This is a genomic window from Acetomicrobium sp. (assembly GCF_059026225.1).
This window is the reverse complement of the sequence record NZ_JBWQOQ010000001.1, coordinates 82,329-106,356: the sequence shown is the minus strand read 5'-3', so window position 1 is coordinate 106,356 and position 24,028 is coordinate 82,329. Positions and strand designations below refer to the sequence as shown.

Here is a 24,028-nt window from a genome sequence, read left to right as displayed (position 1 = left end):
GCTATTCTAGGTTTTGCGAGCGTATTTTCATAAAAGAGCCAGTTAGGGATTGACATAAATCCGGTTACTTTCTAGAATGACTATGCAAGGTGGGATGGCCGAGTGGCTGAAGGCACTCGCCTGCTAAGCGAGTAGGGTGGCTGAAACCGCCCTCGAGGGTTCGAATCCCTCTCCCACCGCCATTGTTTCTAGAAGGTGCGCCGGTAGCTCAACTGGATAGAGCATCGGACTACGGATCCGAAGGTTGGGGGTTCAAGTCCTCTCCGGCGCGCCATGATTTAAAAAACACGGGCATAACCTGCAATCTCGACACTTTTCGTTAAACTTGCAATTTAGGCAAAAATGCATAATCTGTTGTCCATGAAAAAGCTATTTTTACACTCCCTTGCCATCAATGCGAGGCGAAAGGGAGTGTTTTTTATGGCTGTGGTTCTTATGCCTTCCAGGATAGTTTAAACTGCGCTGAAGGCTCAGGAGATCCTCTTTATTTTAACTTTACGTATTATCCACGTTACCACGCCAAAAAAGTCCTCTTGCCATTCCTGCGGCAAGTCAGATTTTTCTTGAGTAGAGGTGGTTTTTGTGTTTTCATTGACCCAGGATGCAATATCTGATGAGGTAATTTCCTTGAGGCGCAGTGTGTTGTCTTTTATCACTATGGCAACGTCGCCTTCTACGGGATTCAGCGAGCGGTCTACTACTAAAATATCATTATTTCCGATGCCTAGCTCGGGGCAGTCACCGGAAGCACGAAAAAAATAAGTCGATGCGTGGTTACGTATGATCAGTTCGTTTAAGTCTAAGACGTGAGCTTTTTCCGCTGCAGGTGTGGGAAAACCCGTGGTAGTGTTGAAGCGTCGCATTTCCGGCACCTCCAATTACGTGCTTACAAGGGGAATCTCATCCCAATAGGATGTATAACGAGGCGAACGCATGGTTGCACTAGCTATCCATTTTTGACTTTCCGGTTTTCCGCCGGCAGCGAGCCAAATGATGGGCTTATTGGCCTCAAGGTTCATTTTATCGATCGTCTGCATTAAGACATCCAATTTCATGGATTGCCGTAGATCGCAGAACAGTCCCTTTTGTCGCGCCTCACTTGGAACAATTTCAGAAAGTAAAACACCAACCCTTTTATATTTCTTTCCTCTAATGTAAGCTAATTTAAGCCCTTCTAAGGCGGCTTTGACGATGGAAGGAGCGTCATTTTTAGGAGTCACAAGGCATACACTTCTGCTGCCCCAGTAGAAATCTTGGGTATGAAAGCTTGTAGCGATGTAGGTCGTGACGGCGTTGGCTAGCGACCTTTGTGCTCTTAGTTTCTCCGAGGCCAAAGAAGCATAGAAGGCCACGGCCTGAGAGAGTTCGTCGTAGCTCGTCAAATGAGCCCCGAGCGACCTCGATACGCAAATGGTCTTTCTGTTGTCTGGAGTTTCTTTAAAGCCGAAGCACCTGAACCCTCGAAGTTCGTATACCGTCCTTAAGCCGACAACGGAGAGGTGTTTCTTGATCCACCCATCTTCCGCGTATTTGAGATCGCGAGCGGTGCGTATACGAACAGCTCGAAGCTTTTTGGACTGACGAAACCCTATCCCCCATACGTCTTCTATGTTCACATCAGCAAGAACGGAATCAGGATCCACTTGCGAAGCGATATTGTATACACCTTCACTGCTTGTCTTTGCTATTTTGGTGGCTATTTTTGCCAAAGTCTTGGTCTGACCAATACCAATGGATACGGGAATCCCGACCAATCTTTTTATGGATTTACGCAGTCTTTTGGCAAAAGCGTCTTCATCGGCTAATTTTAAGGAGTCGAGCATCATGAAGCTTTCATCGATGGAGTAGGGCTCTATCTCTGGGCAAAAGTCCTGTATTGTCGCTAGGACCCTGTTTGAAATATCTTGGTAAAGGGCGTAATTTGAGCTGAAGACGGTCACGTCGTTTTTTGTGACCAGTTCCTTGACTTGAAAGTATGGCACGCCCATGGGGATTCCCAAAGCCTTGGCTTCTCGCGACCTGGCGATGACACAGCCGTCGTTATTGGATAAGACGATCACCGGTTTTCCTTTTAAATCGGGCCTAAATATTCTTTCGCACGAAGCATAAAAACTGTCGCAATCGACGAGAGCTATCATTTTGATGACCCCCACAAATCGTTGATCCCTATTAACAAATATATTCGCTATAGGTAAAATATCAATGAGTCTAAAGAATCATATTCGCTCCTAGCGAATATTGATTTCGCATGTAGCGCACTATTTAGGATGGAGGTAAAGGTGTCATGTTAGGAGAACGCATTAGGAGGTTGAGAAAGGAAATGGGGATGTCAGTTACGGAACTGGCAAGGCGAGTTAAAACAAGTCCATCTTATATTAGTGAAATAGAAAAAGGAGAAAAAACGCCGAGCCTTAATTTATTGGTCAGAATAGCGAGTGAGCTCAGAACCGGCATAGATTACCTAACCGGACTTGAAGGTTTTGCCGAGAAAGCCTTGAATGTGACTGAGGTTGTTCTTTTAGATCAAGCTTCTGTAACGGCAGCAGGGAAGGGGATGGATCAAACGGGGGTTTACCCGGCTGTTGAAGAAATGATATATGTACCAGACGACGCTTTGGGTCCTGTGGGAGATATTCCTCCTTTTGCGGTAAGAGTCTCGGGCGAAAGCATGATCGGAGCTGGAATTACGGATAACTCTATAGTCGTTGTCAACCCTAACGGGGAAGTAGGACAAGGGGATGTAGCTTTGGTGACCATTGGAAATGAGTGGACGGTAAAGTATATATACACAAAAGCTGATGGTTCGTTAGAGTTGAGGCCGGCAAACCCCTCTTACAGCCCGATGTTTTTTAATAAGGAGGACTTGACCTCCGGCTTGGTAAAAATAATTGGAAAAGTTGTCTGGATAATAGGTAAACCCAAGAAAGAATTTTGATGTTTATTGTAAGAAATTTAGTATTTAGTTTAGGGTAAAATTGACAAGGTGGCAAAATCTGGCAACAAGAGGGTTAAACCTTGAAGTTGACGTTTTGGCAAGGTCGTGGTATTTTTCTAAAGCACCGGCTATTAAGGTGCTACTTAAAAAAGGTATGCCAGACAGATGCAAAATCGCATTTTACACGAAAAGTTTATGGAGATTGCTCTAGAGGAAGCACGAAAGGCTTTCGATGAAGGAGAAATACCTATTGGTGCCGTCATTGTGCGCAGCGAAGATGTAATTGCCCGAGCTCATAACACCAAAGAATATTTAAAGGATCCTACAGCGCATGCTGAAATGAACGTCATTAAAGCTGCATCTGTGGTATTATCTAAAGGAGAGTTTTCTCAGTGCACTTTGTACGTAACCCTTGGAACCTTGCATAATGTGCGCGGGTGCTGCGCTGCAGGCAAGGTTAAAAAGGGTAGTATTTGGTGCTCTTGATCCGAGGGCCGGTGCGTGTAGGTCTTTGTATAGGGTTCTTGAAGATAAAAGACTTCCTTGGCGTTGTGAGGTAGAAGCTGGCATACTTGGCGCTCGATGTAAAGCAATTTTGCACGATTTTTTTTATTTACTGCGTAATGACCGGAGAGGTGGCCGAGCGGTCGAAGGCGGTCGACTCGAAATCGACTAGGCGGTGATGAGCCGTCTCGTGGGTTCAAATCCCACCCTCTCCGCCATTTAAAAATAGATTTTATATAGTTGATTTGGTATGATTAATTTGCTAGGGGTAACCCATTAAAAGGAGAGGTGGCCGAGCGGTCGAAGGCGCTCGCCTGGAGAGCGAGTAAGCGGCAAAAAACCGCTTCGTGGGTTCAAATCCCACCCTCTCCGCCATTAATTGTTTTCGGACTTTAAGTTGCGGTCCTCCTTATGGCTTAGTCCCATGCGGCGATGTCCTGTGAACCCCGCCAGGCCCGGAAGGGAGCAACGGTAAGCAGTGTACATCGGGTGCCATGGAAAAGCTGGGCCTGTAGGAGGGCCGCTTTATAAAGCAGGTTAAACAGTATTGCTTCCCGACTTGTATTCTTCTTGTGCCGATGCCGGGGGCACCAGATCGATAAGGGCACCTATGAGTTTTTCTAATTGCACGATGTTTTCTTCCGAACTTGTGCTTTCCTTAATGCAGTTGTATAGGTTGTTTTTTACAATTTCCACACATATCTGTTGCATCGCCTTTCTTGCAGCGGATAATTGAGTAAGCACCTCTACGCAGGGCCTATCTTCTATGATCATCCGTTGAATTCCCCTTAATTGGCCTTCAGCCCTTCTAAGTCTATTTAAAATTGCCTTGCGTTCTGCCGGGAGCTCTTCTAGATGTTCGGTGAGCTTTTTTGCCATGATAGTTTCCCCCTTTGTTACAATGCATTCTTAAAAATACCCCTTTGATCACAATTTTAACAATAAGGACCTTGAAGGTCAATCGAGTTATATGGTATACTCCCATTTGGCTTTTATAAAGCACATGGCTGGACGGGGGCGGGGGTGCCTCTTTGAGGTTCCGGCACCGGGTGATGGCCATGGAAGAATAAAACCACGGGAGGGATTCGCTTGTCGGTAGTAACGATGAAACAGCTTTTGGAGTGTGGAGTCCACTTCGGGCATCAGACTCGAAGATGGGATCCAAAGATGAAGCCCTATATTTTTACGGAGCGCAACGGTATTTACATAATAGATCTACAAAAGACCGTCAAGGCTATTGAGAGGGCATATGATTTCTTGAGGGAGGTTGCCAAAGGAGGAGGTTCTGTCCTCTTTGTTGGCACTAAGCGTCAGGCCCAAGAGACGATTCGAGAGGAAGCGGAGCGTTGTGGCCAGTTTTATATTAATCAAAGATGGCTGGGTGGTTTGCTTACCAACTTCTCGACCATTTCAAAGAGAGTTCGCCGCATGATTGAGCTCCAAGAGATGGAGGAAAAAGGAGAATTTCTGAAATATCCGAAGAAAGAAGCAATCAAGCTTCGCAAAGAAAAAGAAAGACTTGAGAAGTATTTGATCGGAATTAGAGATATGCGAGATTTGCCTGACGCCTTGTTCGTGGTAGATCCGCGCAGGGAGTACATCGCGGTTGCTGAAGCCAGAAGGCTTTACATCCCTATAATCTCTATCGTTGATACCAACTGTGATCCGACGGTGGTCGATTTTCCCATACCTGGAAACGATGACGCTATCAGGGCTATCAGGCTGATAACGTCGTTGATGGCTGACGCTATCATTGAAGGACGTCAGGGTGTCGATAGCATGGCGGCTCAAAAAGAAGTGGTACCAGTCGGTCCTGATGATGAGGAGCCATCGGAAGAGATTGAGGTAAGGGAAAAATTGCACGAAGTTTACGGTGAATTTGAAGAAGAACTTGTCGAAGATGAACTTGAAGAGCGCAAAGGCTGGAAGGAGGAATAATGAATGGCCGTGAATACAAAGCTTGTCAAAGAGCTGCGGGAACGCACCGGTGCGGGTATACTAGACTGCAAAAAAGCCTTAGAAGAATGTGGGGAAGATGTAGAAAAGGCCATAGACTACCTCAGGGAAAAAGGCATTGCTAAGGCCGCTAAAAAAGCCGGGAGGGCTGCAACCGAGGGATTAGTATTCAGTTATATACACATGACTGGTAAGATTGGCACGCTTCTTGAACTAAACTGCGAGACGGATTTTGTGGCCAGGACCGACGAATTTCAAACGCTGGGCAAGGAGATAGCGATGCATATTGCCGCTGCCTCTCCATACTATATATCCCCTGAGGATGTACCTGCTGAGGATTTAGAACGAGAGAAGGAAATATATCGCAAGCAGGCCCTAGAAGAAGGCAAGCCTGAACATATAGTGGATAAGATAGCCGAAGGACGTCTTAAAAAGTTCTATGAAAATACATGCTTGCTTGAACAGGCGTGGATAAGGGATCCCGATAAAAAGATCAAGGATCTAATAACCGAAGCGATAGCAAAACTGGGCGAAAACATAGTTATCGGAAGATTTGCTAGGTTTGCAATAGGGGAATAATTAGAAATATGTTGAGGGGTTGGGCTTTCCTGACCCCTCTTTAATTTAATAAACATACAACATTGGAGGTTGACGCGCTTTGGGGTGCGATAATTTCAGGTATAAGCGTATACTGCTGAAGTTATCCGGTGAAGTTTTGGCCGGCGATAAATCGTTTGGCATTGACTTTGATGCTGTTGCCAAAATCTCAAAGGAAATAGTTGAGGTGGCCCAGCATGGGATTCAAATAGCGATGGTAGTAGGAGGCGGCAACATTTTTCGGGGCTCTCAAGCTGCGGCCGTTGGGATGGACAGACCACAGGCAGATTACATGGGCATGCTCGCAACCGTTATAAACGCACTGGCTTTACAGGATAATTTGGAGCGTTTGGGTTTGCCCACAAGGGTTCAGACAGCTGTGAACATGCAGGAAATTGCTGAGCCTTTTATTAGGAGGCGCGCCTTGAGACACTTGGAAAAAGGGCGCGTGGTTATTTTTGCGGCTGGAACGGGATCTCCTTACTTTTCAACTGATACGGCAGCTTCGCTTCGTGCAGCAGAGGTTGGAGCGGATTGTTTGCTTAAAGCCACAAAAGTAGAAGGCATTTACGACAAAGATCCGATGAAGTATGAAGATGCAAAAAAACTGTCATTTGTGACGTACCTGGAGGCATTAAGCAAACAGCTTAAGATCATGGATGCTACGGCCTTTTCGCTTTGCATGGAAAATTCAATTCCCATCATAGTTTTTGATATACTTCAAGAGGGAAACCTTAAAAGGTTATTGATAGATGGCGAACCAATAGGCACGTTAGTTTCTGCGAGAGGGGGGAGTGGTGGTTATGGCTGTGGATAGGAAAATTTTAAAGGATATGCGAGAATCGATGAAAAAAGCCGTTGAGCATTTTAAGTCAGAGATGGTTGGCATACGTGCTGGGCGAGCCCATCCCGCTTTGGTTGAAAACATTAAGGCGGATTATTATGGAGTACCAACGCCTATCAAACAGATGGGGACCATATCTATACCTGAACCGCGACAAATCCTGATATCCCTTTGGGATAAGACGGCAATAAAAGCCGTTGAAAAGGCCATACAAGCATCGCAGCTTGGTGTAATGCCTCAAGTAGATGGGGAAAACATTAGAATCACACTGCCGGAACTGACGAAGGAAAGAAGGGTAGAGCTATCGCGATTAGTGAAAAAATTTGCCGAGGAAGCTAGAATTGCTATAAGGAACATAAGGCGCGAAGTCCTAGATGAATTGAGGCGGCAGGAAAAAGAAGGGGAAATCAGCGAGGACGAACTTAAGCGCCTTCAACAGGAAGTGCAAGATATAACGGATGAATATATCGAAATGGTGAACAAAATATTGGAAGAAAAAGAAAAGGAAATCTTGGAAGGTTAGCACAACCAACTCCCGTCGAATATTTTATAAAATAAAAGCCCTTGGCAATGGAGGGTTCAAAGTGACAGAAAAGGTGGTAGTCGCCTTAGGAGGCAACGCAATACTTCAAAGTGGACAAGAGGGAACCTTTGAGGAACAGATGGAAAATGTTAAGTCCACTGCTATGCAAATAGTGAGGATGCTTGAAGCAGGTTATGAGGTGGTAGTCACTCATGGCAACGGACCACAAGTAGGCGCGATCTTGATTCAAAACGAAGCGGGAAGCAACTTGGTGCCGCCAATGCCTATGGACGTATGTGGGGCCGAGAGTCAAGGCATGATAGGTTATATGTTGTGCCAGGCTTTAAAAAACTGCATGCTTGGTAAAAAGTTAAAAGGGTGGGAACCTTGTTGTGTCGTGACGCAGGTCGAAGTTGACCCCGATGACCCTGCCTTTGTCAATCCTACCAAGCCGGTAGGGCCTTTCTATACCGCCGAGGAAGCTGAAAAGAGGATGATCGAGAAGGGCGAAGTATGGATCGAAGATTCGGGGAGGGGATGGCGCCGTGTTGTTCCTTCGCCAGATCCGAAACATATCGTCGAAATAGAAGGGATCAGGCACTTATTTGACGAGAGGTTTTTAGTCATAGCCTGTGGCGGAGGCGGGATTCCCGTCATTAAGAAAAAAGATGGCACTTACCAAGGTGTAGAGGCTGTAATTGATAAAGACCTTGCAGGTGAAAGGTTGGCCCAAGAAGTTGGAGCCGATATATTCATGATTCTAACGGATGTTCCCAAAGTTGCCATCAATTTCAAAAAACCCAAAGAAAAATGGCTCGACGTAGTGACTCCCGAAGAACTAAGAGCTTACGAGGCTGAAGGTCACTTTAAAACCGGGAGCATGGAACCCAAAGTCAAAGCTGTCATTAGGTTCATAGAAAATGGAGGCAAAAGAGCAATAATCGCTAAGTTGGACTCCGCTTTGGAAGCTTTAAAAGGCGAGACGGGGACTCAGATAGTTTCTGTTAAAGAAAAAAGTTCCATATTGTAATAAATTTGTAATAAATTGTATTGTAATGATAAGAAGTTTAAAATTAAAAACCGCGAGGAGGTTGTTTTTTAACGGCGACAAACCTAATGCCTCGCGGTTTTTTGCGTCAAGTAAGTCTTTACTTGCGTTATCTTATAGTCGCTACCATCTCCTTGAAGCGCCTTATTCCCTCTTCTATTTCTTCCATTGAATTGGCGTAAGAGAACCTTACGAACCCAGGAACCAGGAAGGCGCTACCTGGAACTATGGCTATATATTTACTCTCCAGGGCCATCTCGCAAAATTTGACGTCATCGTCAATAGTTTTACCTTCGTACGTCTTTCCTAAGCAGTTTCTGATATCTACAAACACGTAAAAGGCCCCTTTCGGTTCCACAAGTGTTATGTTAGGTATTTCACGGAGCAAGGAGACCATCTTTTTTCGCCTTTCATCGAATGCCTTGTGCATCTTCTTTACGTCTTCCTCGGCTCCTCTTAGGGCTCCAAGCGCGGCCCATTGGGCGATGGAACAAGGATTCGAAGTAAGATGGCCCTGAAAGTCGCCGATCTTTGACATGGCCTCCTGTGGGCCAAGTGCATAACCAATTCTCCAACCGGTCATTGCGTAAGCTTTACTGGCTCCATTGATTAATATTGTGCGATCGCGCAATCTGGAATCCAGCGAAACGATGTTTATGTGTTCTAGTTCGTCGTAGACCAGCCTTTCGTATATTTCGTCGTAAATGATCCACAAGTCGTGTTTGACGACTAAGTCAGCTATAGCTTGTAAAGTTTCTTCGGGATACACGACGCCTACCGGATTAGAAGGCGTGTTGATTATCATGCCTCGTGTGTTGGGGGTCAGCGAAGCCTCAATACTTGAAGGAGAGGGCAAAAAATTCGATTGGGTGGTATCAATAATTACGGGTTTTCCGCCACATAGCTTAATCTGTTCGACGTAGCTCACCCACGCCGGAGCAAATATCAAAACTTCATCGCCAGGATCCACAAAACATCCAAGCGACTCAAAAATGAGGGGTTTTGCGCCGGAACCAATGATCACTTCCTTGCTTGGGTTATATTTAAGGCCAAAGCGCCTTTCGTAGTACTTGGCCACTTCTTCTTTCAGTTCCGGTATTCCGGTTGCGGGTGTATAGTGAGTTTCTCCCTTATCTATAGCTTCTTTTGCTGCGTCAAGCGCAGCCTTTGGAGAGGTGAAATCCGGTTCGCCCGCACCAAAGGATATTACTGGTTTTCCTTCGCGCTTCATGGCCTTGGCTTTTCCGCTGATGGCCAAAGTCGCGGATGGCTCCATGTTTTTTGCCCTTGTCGAAAACTTCATCGAAACATCCCTCCTGAAATTGCATGCTATTATTATGTATTATAAAGCATTTACTCATCTTGAGCTATTTTGTTAAAAAGCCCGATTAAGTAAAAAATCGCCTATTATGATATTATCTGGTTAAAATAAAGGATATTGTTTAATCTAAGGCAAGTTGCTTGTAACCGGTTAAATGTGAATTTAGGCCCTATCCGCTCGAGGAAAACGATCATACGTGGTAAAATAAGCTTACCATTGCACCGGAAATGACTGGAGGCGATATTGATGGATATAAGGTTTGTCACGCGCAATGTTAATATTTCGGACACATCTAAGGCCTATATGGAGTCGAAACTATCCAAGCTTGAGAAATTCTTTGATCGTATTTTGGACACCCAAGTTGTTGTCAGTTACACCCGCGGAATGCATGTAGTTGAGATAACTTCAGATGTCAATGGTGTCATAATGAGGGGTGAGGATTATGCTCCCGATATCCGCAAAGCCTTTGACAAAGCGTTAAAAAATATCGAGAGGCAAATCAAGCGTCACAAATCCTATCTCCAAGACAGAGTTCAACTAAAAACTCACGATATTTCCTTCGGATTAGAACCTGCTGATACTCGTCCCGTAGAGGAGGAAGCTATATTTTTTGAAAGAAGAAAACGAGTACCCATTAAGGCTATGACACCAGAAGAGGCAACATTGCAGATGAACCTGCTTGGTCATGACTTCTTCGTCTTCAGAAATGCCGACACGGGATTGATAAACGTGGTTTACAGAAGAAAAAGTGGAGGCTATGGTTTGATCGAACCCGAATAGTAAATGTGGACTTTAGAGCCGACAATTTAAAATTCACCTAAGGGGGCGATCAGCCCCCCTTAATTTTGGTATAAAATCGAACTGGTAGGTGCAGTCATATGCATGAAATGTCTATTGTAGAGGCGTTGATGGAACAAATAACTAAAATGGCTCAAGAACAAAACTGGGAAGCTGTTACTCGTGTGCGGCTAAGGGTAGGAGTTATGCGTCAAATTGTGCCTGATATACTTGAGTTCTGCTTTAACGTAGCTTCAAAGGGCACCATAATGGAAGGTGCAATACTTGAGATGGAAGAAGTTCCTTTGCGCGTTAAGTGTGAAGGTTGTGGCCATATATGGAATGACAAGGAGTTTTTAGGTTTGTGTCCTGAGTGTGGTTCTATCGATGTAAACGTCTTAGGTGGAATGGAACTTGAGTTGACTAACTTGGAGGTGGAAGTAAAACATGCCAAAGCTCGTGAACATTAAAAAGTCCGTGATGGCGGCGGACGAAGAACACGCTTCTTTTATTAGGAACATAATGCGTGAAAAGGGAATATTGATGATAAACATGATAGGTTCTCCCGGATCGGGCAAGACTACAGTGCTGGAGAAGTTATTGCCAGCATTGGATTTGAGATGCGCAGTTATAGAGGGGGACGTTGCAACATCTAAGGATGCTGAACGCATTGCCGCTACAGGAACGCCGGTAGTTCAGATAAATACCCAGGGAGGATGTCACCTGGAGGCCCATTTAGTGAGGAAAGCCTTGCAGGATATACCGATTGATGATATAGATGTCCTTTTCGTCGAAAATGTCGGAAATTTGGTATGCCCAGCGGAGTTTGACCTGGGTGAATCCTTTAAAATGGCCATTTCAAGCGTTCCCGAAGGTGACGACAAGCCCCTCAAATATCCCTCATTATTTCACAAGGCGAGGGCTGTGCTGCTTACAAAGGTGGACCTACTGCCCTTTATAAAGTTTGATAAATCAACTTTCTGGAATGACGTAAAAAAGCTAAATCCGAAGGCGTCGAAGTTTGAACTCGCAGCGCTGGAAGACAAAGGTGTGGATGAATTAGTTAATTCCATAAAGGATTGGTTAAACGAGGTAAGGGGAAATTAAGTTGCAAGTTGAAGAGCTTCTTTCTCATTTGAACCCAAAACAAAGGGAAGCAGTTTTATACGACAAGGGCCCTCTTTTGGTTTTAGCTGGTGCCGGAAGCGGGAAGACGAGGGTGTTGACCTACAAGTTCGCCTACCTGGTTGCCTCCGGCCTTGCCTCGCCATGGCAGATTTTAGCGGTTACCTTTACCAATAAGGCTGCCAAAGAGATGAAAGACAGGGTTCAAAGCCTTTTGGGATCAAGTTTTAAAAATTTACATATTTCGACTTTTCATTCCTATGGCGTGGAACTTCTTTATCGCTATTCGAAGGAGACCCAAGATGTTGGGATAAAGGTTCCTTTTACAGTTTTCGATAAAGGCGATTCTAAAAAGGTAGTGGAAAAGCTAATGAGGGATTTCAATATTGACAAAAAGCGGTTTGACGCGATATTTATCCTGGATATGATCTCAAGGGCTAAGGCAAATGCCGATCCGAAATCGCTTTTATCGGATGTTACGCTTGAGACGAGGTGGCGAGAATTTTACGATGCCTACAACGAGGAACTTCGAAGGCAGGGGGCAGTTGACTTCGATGATTTGCTTCTTTTGCCCCTACACTTGTTCAGCGTGAATGAAAGAGTGCTTGCAAAGGAGCGAGCACGTTTCAAGTGGGTACTCGTTGACGAATATCAAGACGTAAATCCGCCTCAGTATAAGCTTATCAAGATGCTGGCCAAATCTGGCAACATTATGGTTGTAGGCGATCCCGATCAGTCCATTTACGGATGGCGTGGGGCTAATATGTCCATAATAATGAACTTCGAGCACGATTTTCCCGGAGCTAAGGTGATCACCCTTGATCAAAATTATAGGTCCACTGGCATGATCCTTGATGCTGCAAACGCAGTGATCAAGCATAATGCTGAAAGAAGACCTAAAGATCTGTGGACTGCAAATCAAAGAGGCACCCCTGTCATGGTATATTTGGCAGGAAGCGACCGCCTCGAAGCGCAATTTATAGCTGACGAAATCAGAAAGCTGTGTCATTCGGGATATTCTTACGATGATATAGCTGTACTTTATAGGATCAATGCCATGAGCCGAAGCTACGAACAGAACCTCATAAGTAGTGGCATTCCCTACAGGATCGTAAGAGGCGTTTCCTTCTATGAAAGAAGGGAAGTGAAAGACGTCTTATCTTACATGAGGCTGGCAGTTAATCCGGCCGATGGTGCCGCATTGCATAGGATAGGAAACGTGCCTGCCAGGGGTCTTGGTATAAAGAGTTTGGCGGCGCTGGAAAATTTCATCGCGAGCACATCCTTGCAATATGCGAATCCCTTAGATCTATGGAAGGAACTTTCTTTAGCCAAAGATGTGCCGCTCAAGGGCAGAGCAAAAGCAGGTGCCAAAGAGATAGCAGATTATATGGTTCAAATATTGTTGCGCTCAAGCGAAATTAAAGAAGTCATATATTTCATAATGGACGAAATGGGATATGGTTTATATCTGAGGGAGAAATATCCCGACGACTGGGAGTCCAGGGTCGAAAACGTGCACGAGCTTCTTTCGGTAAGCGTGGAAGGTGGCGATTTGGCCAAGTTTTTATCGATGATCGCTCTTTATTCTGATGCGGACGTAGAAGAAATCGAGGATAGCAGGGTAAACCTGCTTACACTTCACGCAGCTAAGGGACTTGAGTTCCCCATCGTTTTTCTGGTCGGGTTGGAAGAAAACATTTTCCCTCACGCGAGGGCAAAAATGGATGACTCGGAGCTGGAAGAAGAAAGAAGATTATGTTATGTGGGGATGACTCGTGCCATGGAAAGGTTGTATTTAACAGGCGCTCAAAGAAGAATGCTGTTTGGCAACTTGCAGTATAATGCCTTTTCGAGGTTTTTAGAGGAAATCCCCGAGTGCTATAAGAGAGTTTACGATATGGCTTTAGATGAAGAGGTGTTGACTGATGTTGGTCATAGGGCTAACTGGAGATATTGGAGCAGGTAAAAGCACCGTCAGTAGCTTGCTTGAAAGGATGGGAGCCGTTGTTGTAGATGCTGACAAGATAGTAAGGCAAATATGGACAAGGCCCGAAATAATAGAGGCGGCAAGCAAACGCTGGGGGAAGGATATATTGGATGAAAATGATCGCATACTACCACATGTCGTGGCCTCTAAGGCTTTTTATGACGAGACGGAGTATAAATGGTTGTGCGAACTGATTCATCCTTCGGTCATGGTGGAGATGGAAAAGGCGTTATCGGGCGATAATGGCCTAAAAGTTTTTGAGATACCTTTACTTTTTGAGGTTGGCAAACCTGAGTGGGTAGACTTTGTGGTTTACGTGACCGCTTCTAAAGAAGCAAGATCAAAAAGAAACCTTATAAGAGGTTTAGACGAAAAGGCCATAGCCTTGAGGGAAAGGTGGCTTTTGCCGGCCGAGGAAAAAAAGAAAATGTCAGATTGGGTTATAGAAAACGACGGTGACCTGCAATCTTTGAGGGAAAAGGTAGATGCCTTGGGAGATCTTCTTTTAAAGCTTGCCTATCCAATAATGGTTTCAGTAACCTGTGGAGGAGAAGAAGAAGCCGTTAATATTGCAAGAGAATGCATTGAAAACAAGCTAGCCGCGTGTGCCAACATCCATCCCGCAAGAAGCATCTATCTATGGCAAGAAAATGTTGAAGATGAAGAGGAATGGGAGGTCAGTCTTAAAACTCTTCAATGCAGATTATATCCCTTAAGAAAAACTATCTTGGAAAAGCACAGCTATGACACACCTGTTATTCTGGTTCATCCCTTGAAATGGGTGAACCCCAAAGCTTTGCTGTGGCTTAAGGGGGTTTTGGGTATTTGAAGGTAATCACTACTCACATCGGAGCGGATTTTGATTCGCTCGCGAGCATGATAGCTGCTGCAAAGTTATATCCGGGAGCGGTTCCCTGCTTTTCGGGCTCGGCATCGAGAAACGTCAGGGACTACTTAAAACGCTATCAGAGCAGATATAAAGTTCTAACCCCCCGCAAGGTAAAGATGGACGAGGTTACGACCTTGATAGTCGTAGATACCCGTTCTGCGTCGCGCATAGGACCCTTCGCGGCACTTGTTGGAAAAAAAGACGTGACGATTCATGTATATGATCACCATCCCGGCGACGTATTAGATGAGTTGCCAGCTTCTTATAGCAGGGTGGAAGTCCTAGGGGCATGTACGACTTTGCTCGTTGAGGTCATTCTGGAAAGAGGGATAGCAATCTCCCCTCACGAGGCTACTCTTTTTGCCATGGGTATATATGAAGATTCGGGAGCTTTGACCTTTGGAAGTACTTGCAGGAAAGATTACGAAATTATCGCCACATTAAGGGAATTAGGAGCCGATATGACCCAAATTCCCATTTTCGTTGAGCAATCCCTCACGTCGGCCGAGAAGCAGTTATTAAACGAACTTATAGACAATTCATGGGAAAGGTACATAAATGGGGCTAAAGTTGTCCTATCTGCCTTAAACGCAACTCGATACGTTGAGGGCTTATCTTTATTTGCGCATCGCTTGCGCGACTACTTTGACGCAGATGTTGCTGTATGCGTCGTTTCCATGGGGCAAAGAACCTATATAGTTGCAAGAAGCAAAGAGGAAATCTTAAATGTGTCCGACTTTTTGGCGCAGTGGGGAGGGGGAGGACATCCTCAGGCCGCATCAGTGACACTTGAACGTACCAATCCTTATATTTTAATAAAGGAAGTCGAAGATAAGTTAGCCCGAGATATCAAGCCCCTTTTGACGGTGGCCAGCGTTATGACAAGCCCCGTAATGGCCATAGATCCTGATCTTCAGGTGGATGAGGCTTATAAGCTCATGATTCGCTACGGTCATTCGGGATTGCCCATTGTTCAAGATGGCAATCTCATAGGCATCATAACCCGTAAAGACCTGGATAAGGCACATCTTCATGGCTTTGGCAGTGCCAAAGTGCGGGAATTTATGACCGAAGGAGTCATCACCGTTCATCCTGAAGCGTCTGTTTCAGAGGCCCATAGGCTGATGGTATTTCACAACATAGGTCGCCTGCCCGTTAAAGAAAACGGCTTGCTTGTGGGCATTATAACCAGGACTGACTTACTTCGGGCACTTTATCCCATTTCTGTGCCCCCTGAGGAAAGGTCTCTGGGGTCCGTTCTTCCTTGGACAGAAGATGTTTCAGAGCTCATGGCGCAAAGACTATCGCCGTGGATTACCCAGACCCTCAGGCGCTTAGGTAAGCGCGCAGAAGAAATGTCACTTAAGGCCTACGTTGTGGGTGGTTTTGTGAGGGACTTATTATTGGGCAAGGAAAACCAAGACCTGGACATCGTAATTGAGGGCGACGCGATCTCTTTTATCAAATCGTGGGAAACCGATGGCTGCACGGTCGCTGTGCATGAGCGCTATAGGACAGGAACAATAGTTTTTCCTGGGAATAAGAAAGTTGATGTCGCCACAGCTCGCAGAGAATTTTACGAATATCCCGTTGCACTGCCCAAGGTTGTAGGCGATAGCCTGAAACATGATCTTTACAGGAGGGATTTTACGGTCAATTCCATGGCCATATCTATTAACGAAACTTCATGGGGCACATTGATCGATTATTTTGGTGGACGGCGAGACCTTCAGGAAAGACAGTTGCGCGTTTTGCATAATTTAAGTTTCGTTGAAGATCCCACTCGAGTTTTGAGAGGTCTTAGGTTAAAACACAGGCTTGGTTTTGAATTCGAGGATAACACCTACAGGTTAATAATGAGTGCTGTCAAAGGTGGATTGCTAGGGCTACTTTCTGGTACCAGAGTTAAAAATGAGCTCAAACTGATCTTTCTTGAGGAGAAGGTTTATCCAATCGTGCTTGAAATGGTACGACTTGGGATCTTTGAAGCTTTGTTCCCTGGGATTAAGATAGATCGCAATTGCCTTCGAATTGTCCGCAGATTGTCTTTCTTTATGCGCCGCCTTCGCTACGATTTGCCCCATATGGAAGAAAAGGTTTGGTTGGCCTTTCTGGCGGCGATAATTTTTTCATCGGTAGAATGGGTGCAAAACGCGACGCTTGATAAACTTCATTTGTCCAAATTGGACAGAGAGATTATAGAAAAGGCTTTAGATGATCTTGGAACCGCGGAAAACGCCATTGGAGGACGGGGCATGAGAAGCCACGATGAGATTTATCTTTTCTTGGCAGATGTCCCTTATGTGACTGCACTCTTTTGGGCTGCAGCTACGGAACAATGGCGCGTTAGGAGGAGAATTTTGCTGTTTCTGACGCGGCTTCACAGAGTACATCCTATACTTATGGGAAGAGATTTGGTAGAGTTAGGCTATCCCAAAGGTCCCATAATTGGAAAGATACTAGACGAGCTTTTACGGGCTCGACTTAGAGGGGAAGTTGAAACTAGGGAGGACGAAATCAAATGGGTGAAAAAGCGCTATCCGTTGTATGCTTTAAAGAAAGGGTAAAGATATGATGGGATTTCCAAACTGGGTAGATCTTCTGTTGAGCTTGCCGGCCGTATTGTGGGCCATCACTTTTCACGAATATTGCCACGGTTATGTGGCCTATAAATTGGGCGATGATACCCCCTTGAAATCGGGGCGTCTCACTTTGAACCCTTTAGCGCACTTAGACCCCATCGGAGCGCTCATGCTTCTCATATTTCGATTTGGTTGGGCAAAGCCCGTACCCATCAGCACTAGGAACTTTAAAAACCCAAGAAGAGATCTTGCCCTTGTCTCGCTTGCCGGTGCTGCTGGCAACTTAATCACGGCTATCGTTTGTGCCTTGATCGTCAGGTTGTTTCCCGCCATATTTTTTAGGAATTTTGCCCTTTCAAGATTTATATTACTCATGATCATGATCAACGTAGGGCTAGCGGTATTTAATTTGCTTCCCATACCACCCCTTGATGGCTCAAGGATCCTTTACGTCTTTTTGCCCCCTAAGGCAATGAAGGTTTATCTTTATCTTGAACGGTACGGCGTTTTGATAATACTGGTTTTAGTTATGCTGGGCGTTATTCAAGCGATTATGACGCCCGTGATCATGGCTATATTTCGGATCATGTTATAATAAATTGAAACTTATTTTTATAAGAGGTTTAATATGAGAATATTAGTCACCAATGATGATGGTGTTCTTTCCCGTGGGATAATAGTTTTAGCCACCTTTTTGCAAAGTGGAGGGCATGAGGTCATCGTCGTAGCTCCCGAGAGACAGCATAGCAGCGGAGGGCACGCCCTAACCTTGCATCGTCCCTTGAGATTGTGGCAAGTGAGCAATGGTCCCTATCCGTCAGGAATTGTTGTTTACGCTTGCAATGGGACGCCTGCTGACAGCGTAGTGCTCGGACTCGAAGAGTTAGATCCTTCCGTAGAACTTGTATGTTCGGGAATAAACATTGGTCCAAATTTGGGCGATGATCTAACATATTCCGGGACTGTTGCAGCTGCTATGGAAGGGGTAGTGCTCGGACGCCCTTCTATAGCCTTTTCTCTGGACTGTGAAGACGAAGAAAGCGCTAATTTCAGTACCGCTGGTATGGTTTCGCTGAAATTAATCCAGTGGCTTCAAAGTCATCCCTTGGGTAAAGGGTTGCTTTTAAACGTCAATATTCCGAATAAAGATGCAAAAGCCATTTCTGGGCTTAAGGTCACTAAAAAAGGCCTTAGAATATACGAGGGAAAGGTCAGTAAATTACGAGACCCGCATGGCAGAGTCTATTATTGGATAGCAGGCAAACCGGCAGATCAACTCATTGAGGGTACCGACGTTTGGGCAGTGGCAAATGGCTATGTTTCGATTACGCCGGTGCATTTGGACATGACTCATTACCCTTCTTTGCAAAAATTGAAGAATGAAGGACTGGAGGAAGTGATGTTATAAATGCCGTGGGTGGAGTTGCCTCATACTGCGGATGCCGGCTTAGAAATAAAAGCTTCAGACGCCGAGAGTCTGATAACGGAATCGGCCAAGGCGCTGTATTCTTTTATATTCGGCGAATTTTTGGAAACTTCAAAGTCACAGTCTGGCGAAGAATACGTTGTAGAACTTGATTGCATCGATCTACTCGAGCTTTTCGTGTCTTGGCTGAATGAACTTCTTTTTATATATGAGGTTAAAGGGAAGATATTTTTGCCCGAGAATGTAGAAATTGACTTGCAGGGTGTTAAGCTTCTTGCGAGGGGAGCACTGCAAGATGCGCCTCGCCCCGTAAGGGCAGTTAAGGCCGTGACTTACGGAGGTGCCGAGATCAAGAGTGAACCAATATGGAAATTTAGAGTGTATCTCGACCTGTAAAAAGGAGGTGTTTCCACTATGGCGTTAAAGAGATTGGATCACGTCAGGTGGATGTTGGAAAAGGATTTCAAGGCCGGGATGAGAGTCACAGGGCTCATATACGGAGACTCCTACATAATCCAGGGTTTGGAAGAGGAAGGAGCTTTGGAGCAAGTTGCAAACGTGGCATGCTTGCCCGGAATTTTAAAGCACAGCTACGCTATGCCAGACATTCACTGGGGATACGGGTTTCCTATAGGTGGAGTTGCAGCCTTTTCTATGGAAGAGGGAATCATTTCCCCTGGAGGGGTTGGTTACGACATATCCTGCGGCGTTAGGGTGATGTTGACTTTTTTAGATGAGGATGAAGTGGCATCCCGCATAGACGAGTTAGCGGCTGCGATATTTTCCAAGGTGCCCTGCGGTGTAGGTTCCAAGGGAGCCTTGAAAATAAGCGAGGCCGAGCTGTTAGAAGTGCTAAAGCATGGGGCTGCATGGGCCGTTAAAAAAGGATACGGCGAACGGGAGGACCTTGAATGCATAGAAGATGGAGGCAAGCTTCCTCACGCTGATCCAAGTGCCGTCTCAAGGAAGGCACTGGAAAGAGGCAAGCCTCAACTAGGTACTTTGGGTAGCGGTAACCACTTCCTTGAGATCCAGGTTATAGATGAAGTTTATGATGAAAATGTAGCAAGGCAACTCGGCTTAAATTTGGGACAAGTCACGGTGATGATTCACTGTGGCAGCCGAGGGCTGGGACACCAGGTATGCGATGATTACATAAAGGTCATGCTTAGGGCAATGAACAAGTACGGCATAAGCGTTCCCGATCGACAATTATGCTGTGCACCTTTAAAATCAGAAGAGGCGAAAAGCTACTTAGGTGCCATGCAGGCTGCAGCAAATTATGGCTTGGCCAATAGAGAGGTAATAGGCCAACTTGTAAGGGATGTATTTAGCAGGTTTTTCCCAAAAACTGACTTGAAGCTTCTTTACGACGTTAGTCATAATATAGCCCATATCGAAAAACATGAAGTTGACGGCAAGCTCATGGACGTGTGTGTTCACAGAAAGGGCGCAACCAGAGCATTCCCTCCTGGACATCCGTCTTTACCTGAAAAGTTTCGTCAAGTTGGACAACCGGTGATAATACCGGGCAGTATGGGCACGGAAAGCTATATCCTGGTTGGAACAAAGAGGGGAATGGAAGAGTGTTTTGCTTCAACATGCCATGGCGCAGGAAGGGTGATGAGCAGAAGGTCCGCCATGAAAGACGAACAAGCGGATACTGTTTTAAAAAGGCTTGAAGAAAAGGGCATAAAAGTTATGGCCGAACAAATAAGGACTGTAAGAGAAGAAATTCCAGAGGCTTATAAGGACGTATCGCGCGTTGTAGATGTCGTTGAAAAAGCGGGAATAAGCAGAAAAATTGCCCGAGTACGTCCTCTAGCGGTCATCAAAGGTTAAAGTGCGTAAAATCATTGAATAATCGCATTTAAGAAATACAGAGACGAGGCCAAAGAATGGCTTTCATTGGCCTCGTCTTTTAAATTCATATTTCTAGCCCTTACTTAAGGAACTTAAGGATTTTTCTTTCCTGTTAGCTCGTCGACCTTAATTTTCCAGACCAATACGCGATCCAACATGGCCTTGGAAAATTCAAATCGCTCAGAAGTGTAGTGTCCCATAAAGGTTTCAAGAGCCTTTGTTTTTTCGGCTTCATCTTCGACAAATTCCACGATACCCGATCCTATAACACTGCGATAATGAGTTGTCCAATTACATGATCTTGATCCTTCTATTATTTTCCACTCGTGGAACCACGCAAAATGAAACACGTGGGTTTTGTTTGGCGAATTCGACCTTTTTCCCATCTCGAGCAGAATGAAGATAAAGATATCCGCTTTGCCATGCGTAATGCATGGGCACTACGTATGGTTCGTTTTCTTTGCAAAGAGCCAAATAACAAACTTCCCCCTCTTTTAAGATTTCTTCTATCTGTTTTGTATCGGTTATTTCGCGTTCTTTCCTTCTCAAAGCAGTCCCTCCCCGCCTTACACCTGAAAGGTTTGGTTACCAAACGGCAATGTGTCCGTCAGTTCGAGGTTCTGTAGCACAGCAGTAAGTCCCGTGCTCGGTCTTCCATATTATTTGACCTCTACCAAAGGAGTGATGTCCCAATTCTACTTCTATGGCGTGTCCCATTCGAGATAAGGCTGTAGCAACATTTTCAGATATTCCATATTCGACTGAAACTATATCGTCTTTTATCCACTGCCAACGCGGGGCATCCAGGGCTTCTTGAGGGTTAAGATGGAAATCCAGTAAATTTGCCAGAACCTGTACATGAGCTTGAGGTTGCATATATCCTCCCATGATTCCAAAGGGCCCGATGGCCAATTCGTTTTTTGTTAAAAATCCCGGAATGATCGTGTGATAAGGGCGCTTTTGGGGGGCAAGGGCGTTAGGGTGTTTAGGGTCTAAGACGAAACAATGTCCTCTATTGTGTAATGCAATCCCGGTGCCCGGTACCACAAGACCGGACCCGAATCCCATGTAGTTGCTTTGAATGTAAGAAACCATGTTGCCTTCTTCGTCGGCTGTAGCAAGGTACACTGTATTGCTTTCTGGGAACTATGCCCGGACCATAAATCTTAGCTCTTTCGCTTATTTCAGTTCTCCTTTTCTGACCGTATTCTTCGGATAACAGCTCGGCTATGGGTATATGAGAATAGTTGGGGTCTCCTATAAGTGATAAACCATCGGCGAAGGCCAGCTTAATGGCCTCTATTTGAAGGTGGTACGACTCTGGGGTCTTCTTTGTTGACCATCTCAAAGTCCTTTTGAGGATATTAAGGGCAATCGAGTGCTACAAGACCCTGTCCGTTAGGAGGAAGTTCCCATACATCTATACCCCTGTAGTTAATATGCAGTGGCTCTACCCATTTGGGCTCGAAGGATTCAAAATCGTTTAAGTCGAAATAACCGCCGGTTTGGCGAGAGAAACGCACGATTTTTTCCGCTAGCAAACCCCTATAAAATGAATCCGCCCAAGTATCTCCTATTTCTTGTAGGGTATTTGCCATTGCCTCACATCTCCAAATCTCTCCGGGAAAGGGAGCTCGTCCAAGGGGTGCAAAGGTCTCAAACCAGTGCCGAAATACGTCGTCTTTTGCGATCTTTTGGTACCACTCAAAACGTCTTTTCCAGTTTTTCGTCAATTCCGGGGAAAGGGGATAACCTTCCTTGGCATATTGAATAGCTGGTTTTAAAACTTCGTTCAAAGGCAATTTGCCAAAGCGCTTTACCAAAGTCGCCCAGGCTGCGGGTACGCCGGGGACGGTAACGGCGGGCCAACCGATGGGGGGAATTTCATCGTATCCCTCGCTTTTTAGTTTTTCGATGGAAATATTTTTTGATGCAGGGCCACTGGAATTTAGGCCGTATAATTTATTGTCAATGCAAGCTATACAAAAAGCATCTCCGCCTATGCCGTTAGAAGCCGGTTCTACAACGGTCAGACATGCAGCTGTAGCTACTGCCGCGTCTACGGCATTCCCGCCCTTTCTTTAAAATCTCAAGCCCAGCCTCAGCTGCTAAAGGTTGACCAGTTGCTACCGCTCCCTTTTTGGCGAATACGAGGTTTCGCCTTGACGGATATTTATGTGAATAAGGATCAAACCACATGAAAATCACCTCGCATGTTATATTTAAACTAGTATAAACTAATATTCGAAAAAGGGAGTGATGCAATTTGCCCGATATTTTTGACGTTCAAATGGCGGAAACCTATGACGATTGGTACAAGACGCCAAAAGGTATGCTGGTAGACAGGATCGAAAAAGAAGTCATATACGAATTCTTAAAGCCCCAACCGGGAATGAAGATCTTAGACATAGGGTGTGGAACGGGAAATCTTTCTTTGGAATTAGCAAAATTGGGAGCTGAAGTCACAGGCGTCGATATTTCGGAAGCCATGCTGGTTAAGGCGCGCGAGAAGGCCAAGAAAGAAAACCTCTGCATATCGAATTTTATTGTGCTGATGTTCACAACCTGCCCTTTGATGACGAGACCTTTGATGCGGTTGTTTCGCTATCCGCGTTGGAGTTCGTGCCTGATCTAAGCGAGGCCTTGAAGGAAGCCTATCGCGTTTTAAAGCCTGGAGGACGTTTGGTGATAGGGATTATAGGAGGAAACAGTACTTGGTGCAGGTACTATGAAGAAAAGGCAAAAAAAGACTCGACTAGTGTCTTCAAATATGCCCATTTCCTCACGCTAGACGAGTTTTTAGCTGCCATGCCTGGAGAAGGCGTACAAGGTAAAGCTGTTTTGTTTGTGCCTCCGGATTTTAATTTCGAGAACGAGGAAGATGCATTGGCGCTGGAAGAAGAAGCTCAAAGGCAGGGCAGGACAGATGGAGGGTTCCTTTGTGCCGTGTCTTATAAGCCTTTACAAAAAAGAAAGGAGCAAGAGTGAGAATGGGTCATACTGCTTTTTTAATTATCGACATGCAAAATGATTTTTGTTTGCCAGGGAGCGCCCTTTGAAGTGAAAGGCGCGATGGAGGTGGCAAAAAAGATACGGGAGGCCTTGCAAGCTTGCCGTAAATACGGGCTGCCCGTTGTACACGTATTCCGCTATTACCGGCCCAACGGAAGCGACGTTGAAATTACCAGGTACGATAAGTTTGTACAGGTTGGCGGGGCCTTGATCGAAGGAACGAAGGGTGGAGAAATTGTCGATGAACTTAAACCCATAGATGGCGAATATCTAATTTGCAAGAGGCGATGGAGCGCTTTCTTTCAGACCGAACTAGACAACCTTTTAAAACGCCTTGATGTGGATCAGGTCGTCGTCACGGGAGTTCAAACGCCTAATTGCATCAGAGGTACAGTCTGGGACGCTAACTCGCTTGATTACGAAGTGATCGTACTTACCGATGGGACGGGAGCTAGTACTTCAGAGGTTCACGAAGCAAATCTCAACGATATGAAAAACATCGGCGTTAAGTTGATGACGGTAGAGGAGTTCATTAAAAGTTTGCCCAATCCACCGAAAGACGATTTAGTAGAAAAAATTAGAAACAACGTATTGAAAGCAAAATTAGAAAGTAGAGCGTAATAGGACATAAAGCAA

General features: G+C 45.3%; 28 protein-coding genes, 4 tRNA genes, 1 other RNA gene and 1 pseudogene. 25 read left to right on the top strand and 9 right to left on the bottom strand.

Features of this window, described 5'->3' with window-relative positions; all coding sequences use genetic code 11:
• The first annotated feature begins 88 nt into the window (after positions 1-88).
• Together AC5SXE_RS00575 and AC5SXE_RS00570 are read left to right on the top strand one after the other, a co-directional pair.
• A tRNA-Ser gene (locus AC5SXE_RS00575) sits at positions 89-182 on the top strand.
• A gap of 15 nt (positions 183-197) precedes the next feature.
• Positions 198-274 (top strand) — tRNA-Arg (locus tag AC5SXE_RS00570).
• Positions 275-470: 196 nt separating this feature from the next.
• Here AC5SXE_RS00570 and AC5SXE_RS00565 read toward each other — a convergent pair.
• Both AC5SXE_RS00565 and AC5SXE_RS00560 read right to left on the bottom strand, forming a co-directional pair.
• Positions 471-863: a S24 family peptidase gene (locus AC5SXE_RS00565; protein ID WP_310846789.1), complete on the bottom strand. Its 393-nt coding sequence runs from the start codon at positions 861-863 to the stop codon at positions 471-473.
• 15 nt (positions 864-878) lie between these two features.
• The gene (locus AC5SXE_RS00560; protein ID WP_493916289.1) at positions 879-2,138 is read right to left on the bottom strand and encodes a Y-family DNA polymerase; all 1,260 of its coding nucleotides are present in this window, start codon (positions 2,136-2,138) and stop codon (positions 879-881) included.
• A 146-nt stretch (positions 2,139-2,284) separates the two neighbouring features.
• Here AC5SXE_RS00560 and AC5SXE_RS00555 point away from each other — a divergent pair, with 146 nt between their 5' ends.
• The 5 genes from AC5SXE_RS00555 to ffs all read left to right on the top strand — a co-directional run bounded on the left by AC5SXE_RS00555 (position 2,285) and on the right by ffs (position 3,952).
• A complete protein-coding gene (locus tag AC5SXE_RS00555) occupies positions 2,285-2,935 on the top strand; it encodes a LexA family protein (protein WP_303884230.1) in 651 nt (216 codons plus the stop codon).
• Positions 2,936-3,100: 165 nt separating this feature from the next.
• The gene (locus AC5SXE_RS00550; protein ID WP_493916288.1) at positions 3,101-3,421 is read left to right on the top strand and encodes a nucleoside deaminase; all 321 of its coding nucleotides are present in this window, start codon (positions 3,101-3,103) and stop codon (positions 3,419-3,421) included.
• 143 nt (positions 3,422-3,564) lie between these two features.
• A tRNA-Ser gene (locus AC5SXE_RS00545) sits at positions 3,565-3,657 on the top strand.
• Positions 3,658-3,721: 64 nt separating this feature from the next.
• Positions 3,722-3,814: transfer RNA gene (locus AC5SXE_RS00540), tRNA-Ser, on the top strand.
• A 38-nt stretch (positions 3,815-3,852) separates the two neighbouring features.
• Positions 3,853-3,952: signal recognition particle sRNA small type (gene ffs / locus AC5SXE_RS00535), an RNA gene on the top strand.
• 24 nt (positions 3,953-3,976) lie between these two features.
• Here ffs and AC5SXE_RS00530 read toward each other — a convergent pair.
• Complete coding sequence (locus AC5SXE_RS00530; protein WP_310846785.1) at positions 3,977-4,318, bottom strand: metal-sensitive transcriptional regulator; 342 nt, start codon at positions 4,316-4,318, stop codon at positions 3,977-3,979.
• Between the two features lie 210 nt (positions 4,319-4,528).
• Between AC5SXE_RS00530 and rpsB the strand changes: the two genes are divergently transcribed.
• The 5 genes from rpsB to arcC all read left to right on the top strand — a co-directional run bounded on the left by rpsB (position 4,529) and on the right by arcC (position 8,389).
• The gene (gene rpsB / locus AC5SXE_RS00525; RefSeq protein ID WP_310846782.1) at positions 4,529-5,377 is read left to right on the top strand and encodes a 30S ribosomal protein S2; all 849 of its coding nucleotides are present in this window, start codon (positions 4,529-4,531) and stop codon (positions 5,375-5,377) included.
• Positions 5,378-5,380: 3 nt separating this feature from the next.
• The gene (gene tsf / locus AC5SXE_RS00520) at positions 5,381-5,974 is read left to right on the top strand and encodes a translation elongation factor Ts (RefSeq protein WP_303884218.1); all 594 of its coding nucleotides are present in this window, start codon (positions 5,381-5,383) and stop codon (positions 5,972-5,974) included.
• 79 nt (positions 5,975-6,053) lie between these two features.
• Positions 6,054-6,809, top strand: coding sequence for a UMP kinase (gene pyrH, locus AC5SXE_RS00515; protein ID WP_310846779.1), 756 nt, complete (start codon positions 6,054-6,056; stop codon positions 6,807-6,809).
• Positions 6,796-7,359: a ribosome recycling factor gene (frr, locus tag AC5SXE_RS00510; protein WP_303884214.1), complete on the top strand. Its 564-nt coding sequence runs from the start codon at positions 6,796-6,798 to the stop codon at positions 7,357-7,359. The genes pyrH and frr overlap by 14 nt, the downstream gene beginning before the upstream one ends.
• 61 nt (positions 7,360-7,420) lie before the next feature.
• A complete protein-coding gene (gene arcC / locus AC5SXE_RS00505) occupies positions 7,421-8,389 on the top strand; it encodes a carbamate kinase (protein ID WP_493916287.1) in 969 nt (322 codons plus the stop codon).
• 127 nt (positions 8,390-8,516) lie between these two features.
• On the opposite strand, the gene AC5SXE_RS00500 is transcribed toward arcC, so the two are convergent.
• Entirely contained in the window at positions 8,517-9,710 is a 1,194-nt protein-coding gene (locus AC5SXE_RS00500; RefSeq protein ID WP_303884210.1) for a pyridoxal phosphate-dependent aminotransferase, read from the bottom strand.
• 264 nt (positions 9,711-9,974) lie between these two features.
• Between AC5SXE_RS00500 and hpf the strand changes: the two genes are divergently transcribed.
• The 10 genes from hpf to AC5SXE_RS00450 all read left to right on the top strand — a co-directional run bounded on the left by hpf (position 9,975) and on the right by AC5SXE_RS00450 (position 20,359).
• Positions 9,975-10,508 carry a ribosome hibernation-promoting factor, HPF/YfiA family gene (hpf, locus tag AC5SXE_RS00495; protein ID WP_303884208.1) on the top strand — a complete coding sequence of 178 codons (534 nt, stop codon included), beginning with the start codon at positions 9,975-9,977 and terminating at the stop codon, positions 10,506-10,508.
• 98 nt (positions 10,509-10,606) lie between these two features.
• A complete protein-coding gene (gene hypA, locus AC5SXE_RS00490; RefSeq protein ID WP_310846772.1) occupies positions 10,607-10,975 on the top strand; it encodes a hydrogenase maturation nickel metallochaperone HypA in 369 nt (122 codons plus the stop codon).
• Positions 10,953-11,612, top strand: coding sequence for a hydrogenase nickel incorporation protein HypB (gene hypB, locus AC5SXE_RS00485; protein ID WP_433913127.1), 660 nt, complete (start codon positions 10,953-10,955; stop codon positions 11,610-11,612). Before hypA ends, hypB begins: the two co-directional genes overlap by 23 nt.
• Position 11,613: 1 nt before the next feature.
• Positions 11,614-13,599 (top strand): ATP-dependent helicase, encoded by a 1,986-nt coding sequence (locus tag AC5SXE_RS00480; RefSeq protein WP_332635672.1) that lies wholly within the window; start codon positions 11,614-11,616, stop codon positions 13,597-13,599.
• Positions 13,559-14,449: a dephospho-CoA kinase gene (coaE, locus tag AC5SXE_RS00475; protein ID WP_332635673.1), complete on the top strand. Its 891-nt coding sequence runs from the start codon at positions 13,559-13,561 to the stop codon at positions 14,447-14,449. Before AC5SXE_RS00480 ends, coaE begins: the two co-directional genes overlap by 41 nt.
• The gene (locus AC5SXE_RS00470; protein ID WP_310846764.1) at positions 14,446-17,076 is read left to right on the top strand and encodes a CBS domain-containing protein; all 2,631 of its coding nucleotides are present in this window, start codon (positions 14,446-14,448) and stop codon (positions 17,074-17,076) included. The genes coaE and AC5SXE_RS00470 overlap by 4 nt, the downstream gene beginning before the upstream one ends.
• 7 nt (positions 17,077-17,083) lie before the next feature.
• The gene (locus AC5SXE_RS00465) at positions 17,084-17,686 is read left to right on the top strand and encodes a site-2 protease family protein (protein ID WP_303884262.1); all 603 of its coding nucleotides are present in this window, start codon (positions 17,084-17,086) and stop codon (positions 17,684-17,686) included.
• Positions 17,687-17,719: 33 nt separating this feature from the next.
• Positions 17,720-18,499: a 5'/3'-nucleotidase SurE gene (gene surE, locus AC5SXE_RS00460; protein WP_303884197.1), complete on the top strand. Its 780-nt coding sequence runs from the start codon at positions 17,720-17,722 to the stop codon at positions 18,497-18,499.
• Positions 18,500-18,913 (top strand): archease, encoded by a 414-nt coding sequence (locus AC5SXE_RS00455; protein WP_310846762.1) that lies wholly within the window; start codon positions 18,500-18,502, stop codon positions 18,911-18,913.
• Positions 18,914-18,931: 18 nt separating this feature from the next.
• Positions 18,932-20,359 (top strand): RtcB family protein, encoded by a 1,428-nt coding sequence (locus AC5SXE_RS00450; RefSeq protein WP_303884194.1) that lies wholly within the window; start codon positions 18,932-18,934, stop codon positions 20,357-20,359.
• Positions 20,360-20,472: 113 nt separating this feature from the next.
• On the opposite strand, the gene AC5SXE_RS00445 is transcribed toward AC5SXE_RS00450, so the two are convergent.
• The 5 genes from AC5SXE_RS00445 to AC5SXE_RS00425 are packed head-to-tail and all read right to left on the bottom strand — an operon-like array spanning position 20,473 to position 22,413.
• The gene (locus AC5SXE_RS00445) at positions 20,473-20,631 is read right to left on the bottom strand and encodes a pyridoxamine 5'-phosphate oxidase family protein (protein ID WP_493916286.1); all 159 of its coding nucleotides are present in this window, start codon (positions 20,629-20,631) and stop codon (positions 20,473-20,475) included.
• A gap of 40 nt (positions 20,632-20,671) precedes the next feature.
• Positions 20,672-20,929 carry a pyridoxamine 5'-phosphate oxidase family protein gene (locus AC5SXE_RS00440; protein ID WP_493916285.1) on the bottom strand — a complete coding sequence of 86 codons (258 nt, stop codon included), beginning with the start codon at positions 20,927-20,929 and terminating at the stop codon, positions 20,672-20,674.
• A 36-nt stretch (positions 20,930-20,965) separates the two neighbouring features.
• On the bottom strand, positions 20,966-21,508 hold the full coding sequence (locus AC5SXE_RS00435) for a gamma-glutamyltransferase (protein WP_493916284.1): 543 nt from the start codon (positions 21,506-21,508) through the stop codon (positions 20,966-20,968).
• Complete coding sequence (locus AC5SXE_RS00430) at positions 21,393-21,728, bottom strand: gamma-glutamyltransferase (protein ID WP_493916283.1); 336 nt, start codon at positions 21,726-21,728, stop codon at positions 21,393-21,395. Before AC5SXE_RS00430 ends, AC5SXE_RS00435 begins: the two co-directional genes overlap by 116 nt.
• Positions 21,729-21,744: 16 nt before the next feature.
• Positions 21,745-22,413: a gamma-glutamyltransferase gene (locus AC5SXE_RS00425; protein WP_493916311.1), complete on the bottom strand. Its 669-nt coding sequence runs from the start codon at positions 22,411-22,413 to the stop codon at positions 21,745-21,747.
• A gap of 257 nt (positions 22,414-22,670) precedes the next feature.
• Here AC5SXE_RS00425 and AC5SXE_RS00420 point away from each other — a divergent pair.
• The 3 genes and pseudogenes from AC5SXE_RS00420 to AC5SXE_RS00410 all read left to right on the top strand — a co-directional run.
• Positions 22,671-23,024, top strand: a pseudogene (locus AC5SXE_RS00420) (class I SAM-dependent methyltransferase); the annotation flags it as partial.
• Positions 23,003-23,368 (top strand): methyltransferase domain-containing protein, encoded by a 366-nt coding sequence (locus AC5SXE_RS00415; RefSeq protein WP_493916282.1) that lies wholly within the window; start codon positions 23,003-23,005, stop codon positions 23,366-23,368. The pseudogene AC5SXE_RS00420 and the gene AC5SXE_RS00415, both read left to right, overlap by 22 nt.
• 72 nt (positions 23,369-23,440) lie before the next feature.
• Positions 23,441-24,013, top strand: a complete 573-nt coding sequence (locus AC5SXE_RS00410; RefSeq protein ID WP_493916281.1) for a cysteine hydrolase family protein — start codon at positions 23,441-23,443, stop codon at positions 24,011-24,013.
• The last annotated feature ends 15 nt before the right edge of the window (positions 24,014-24,028 follow it).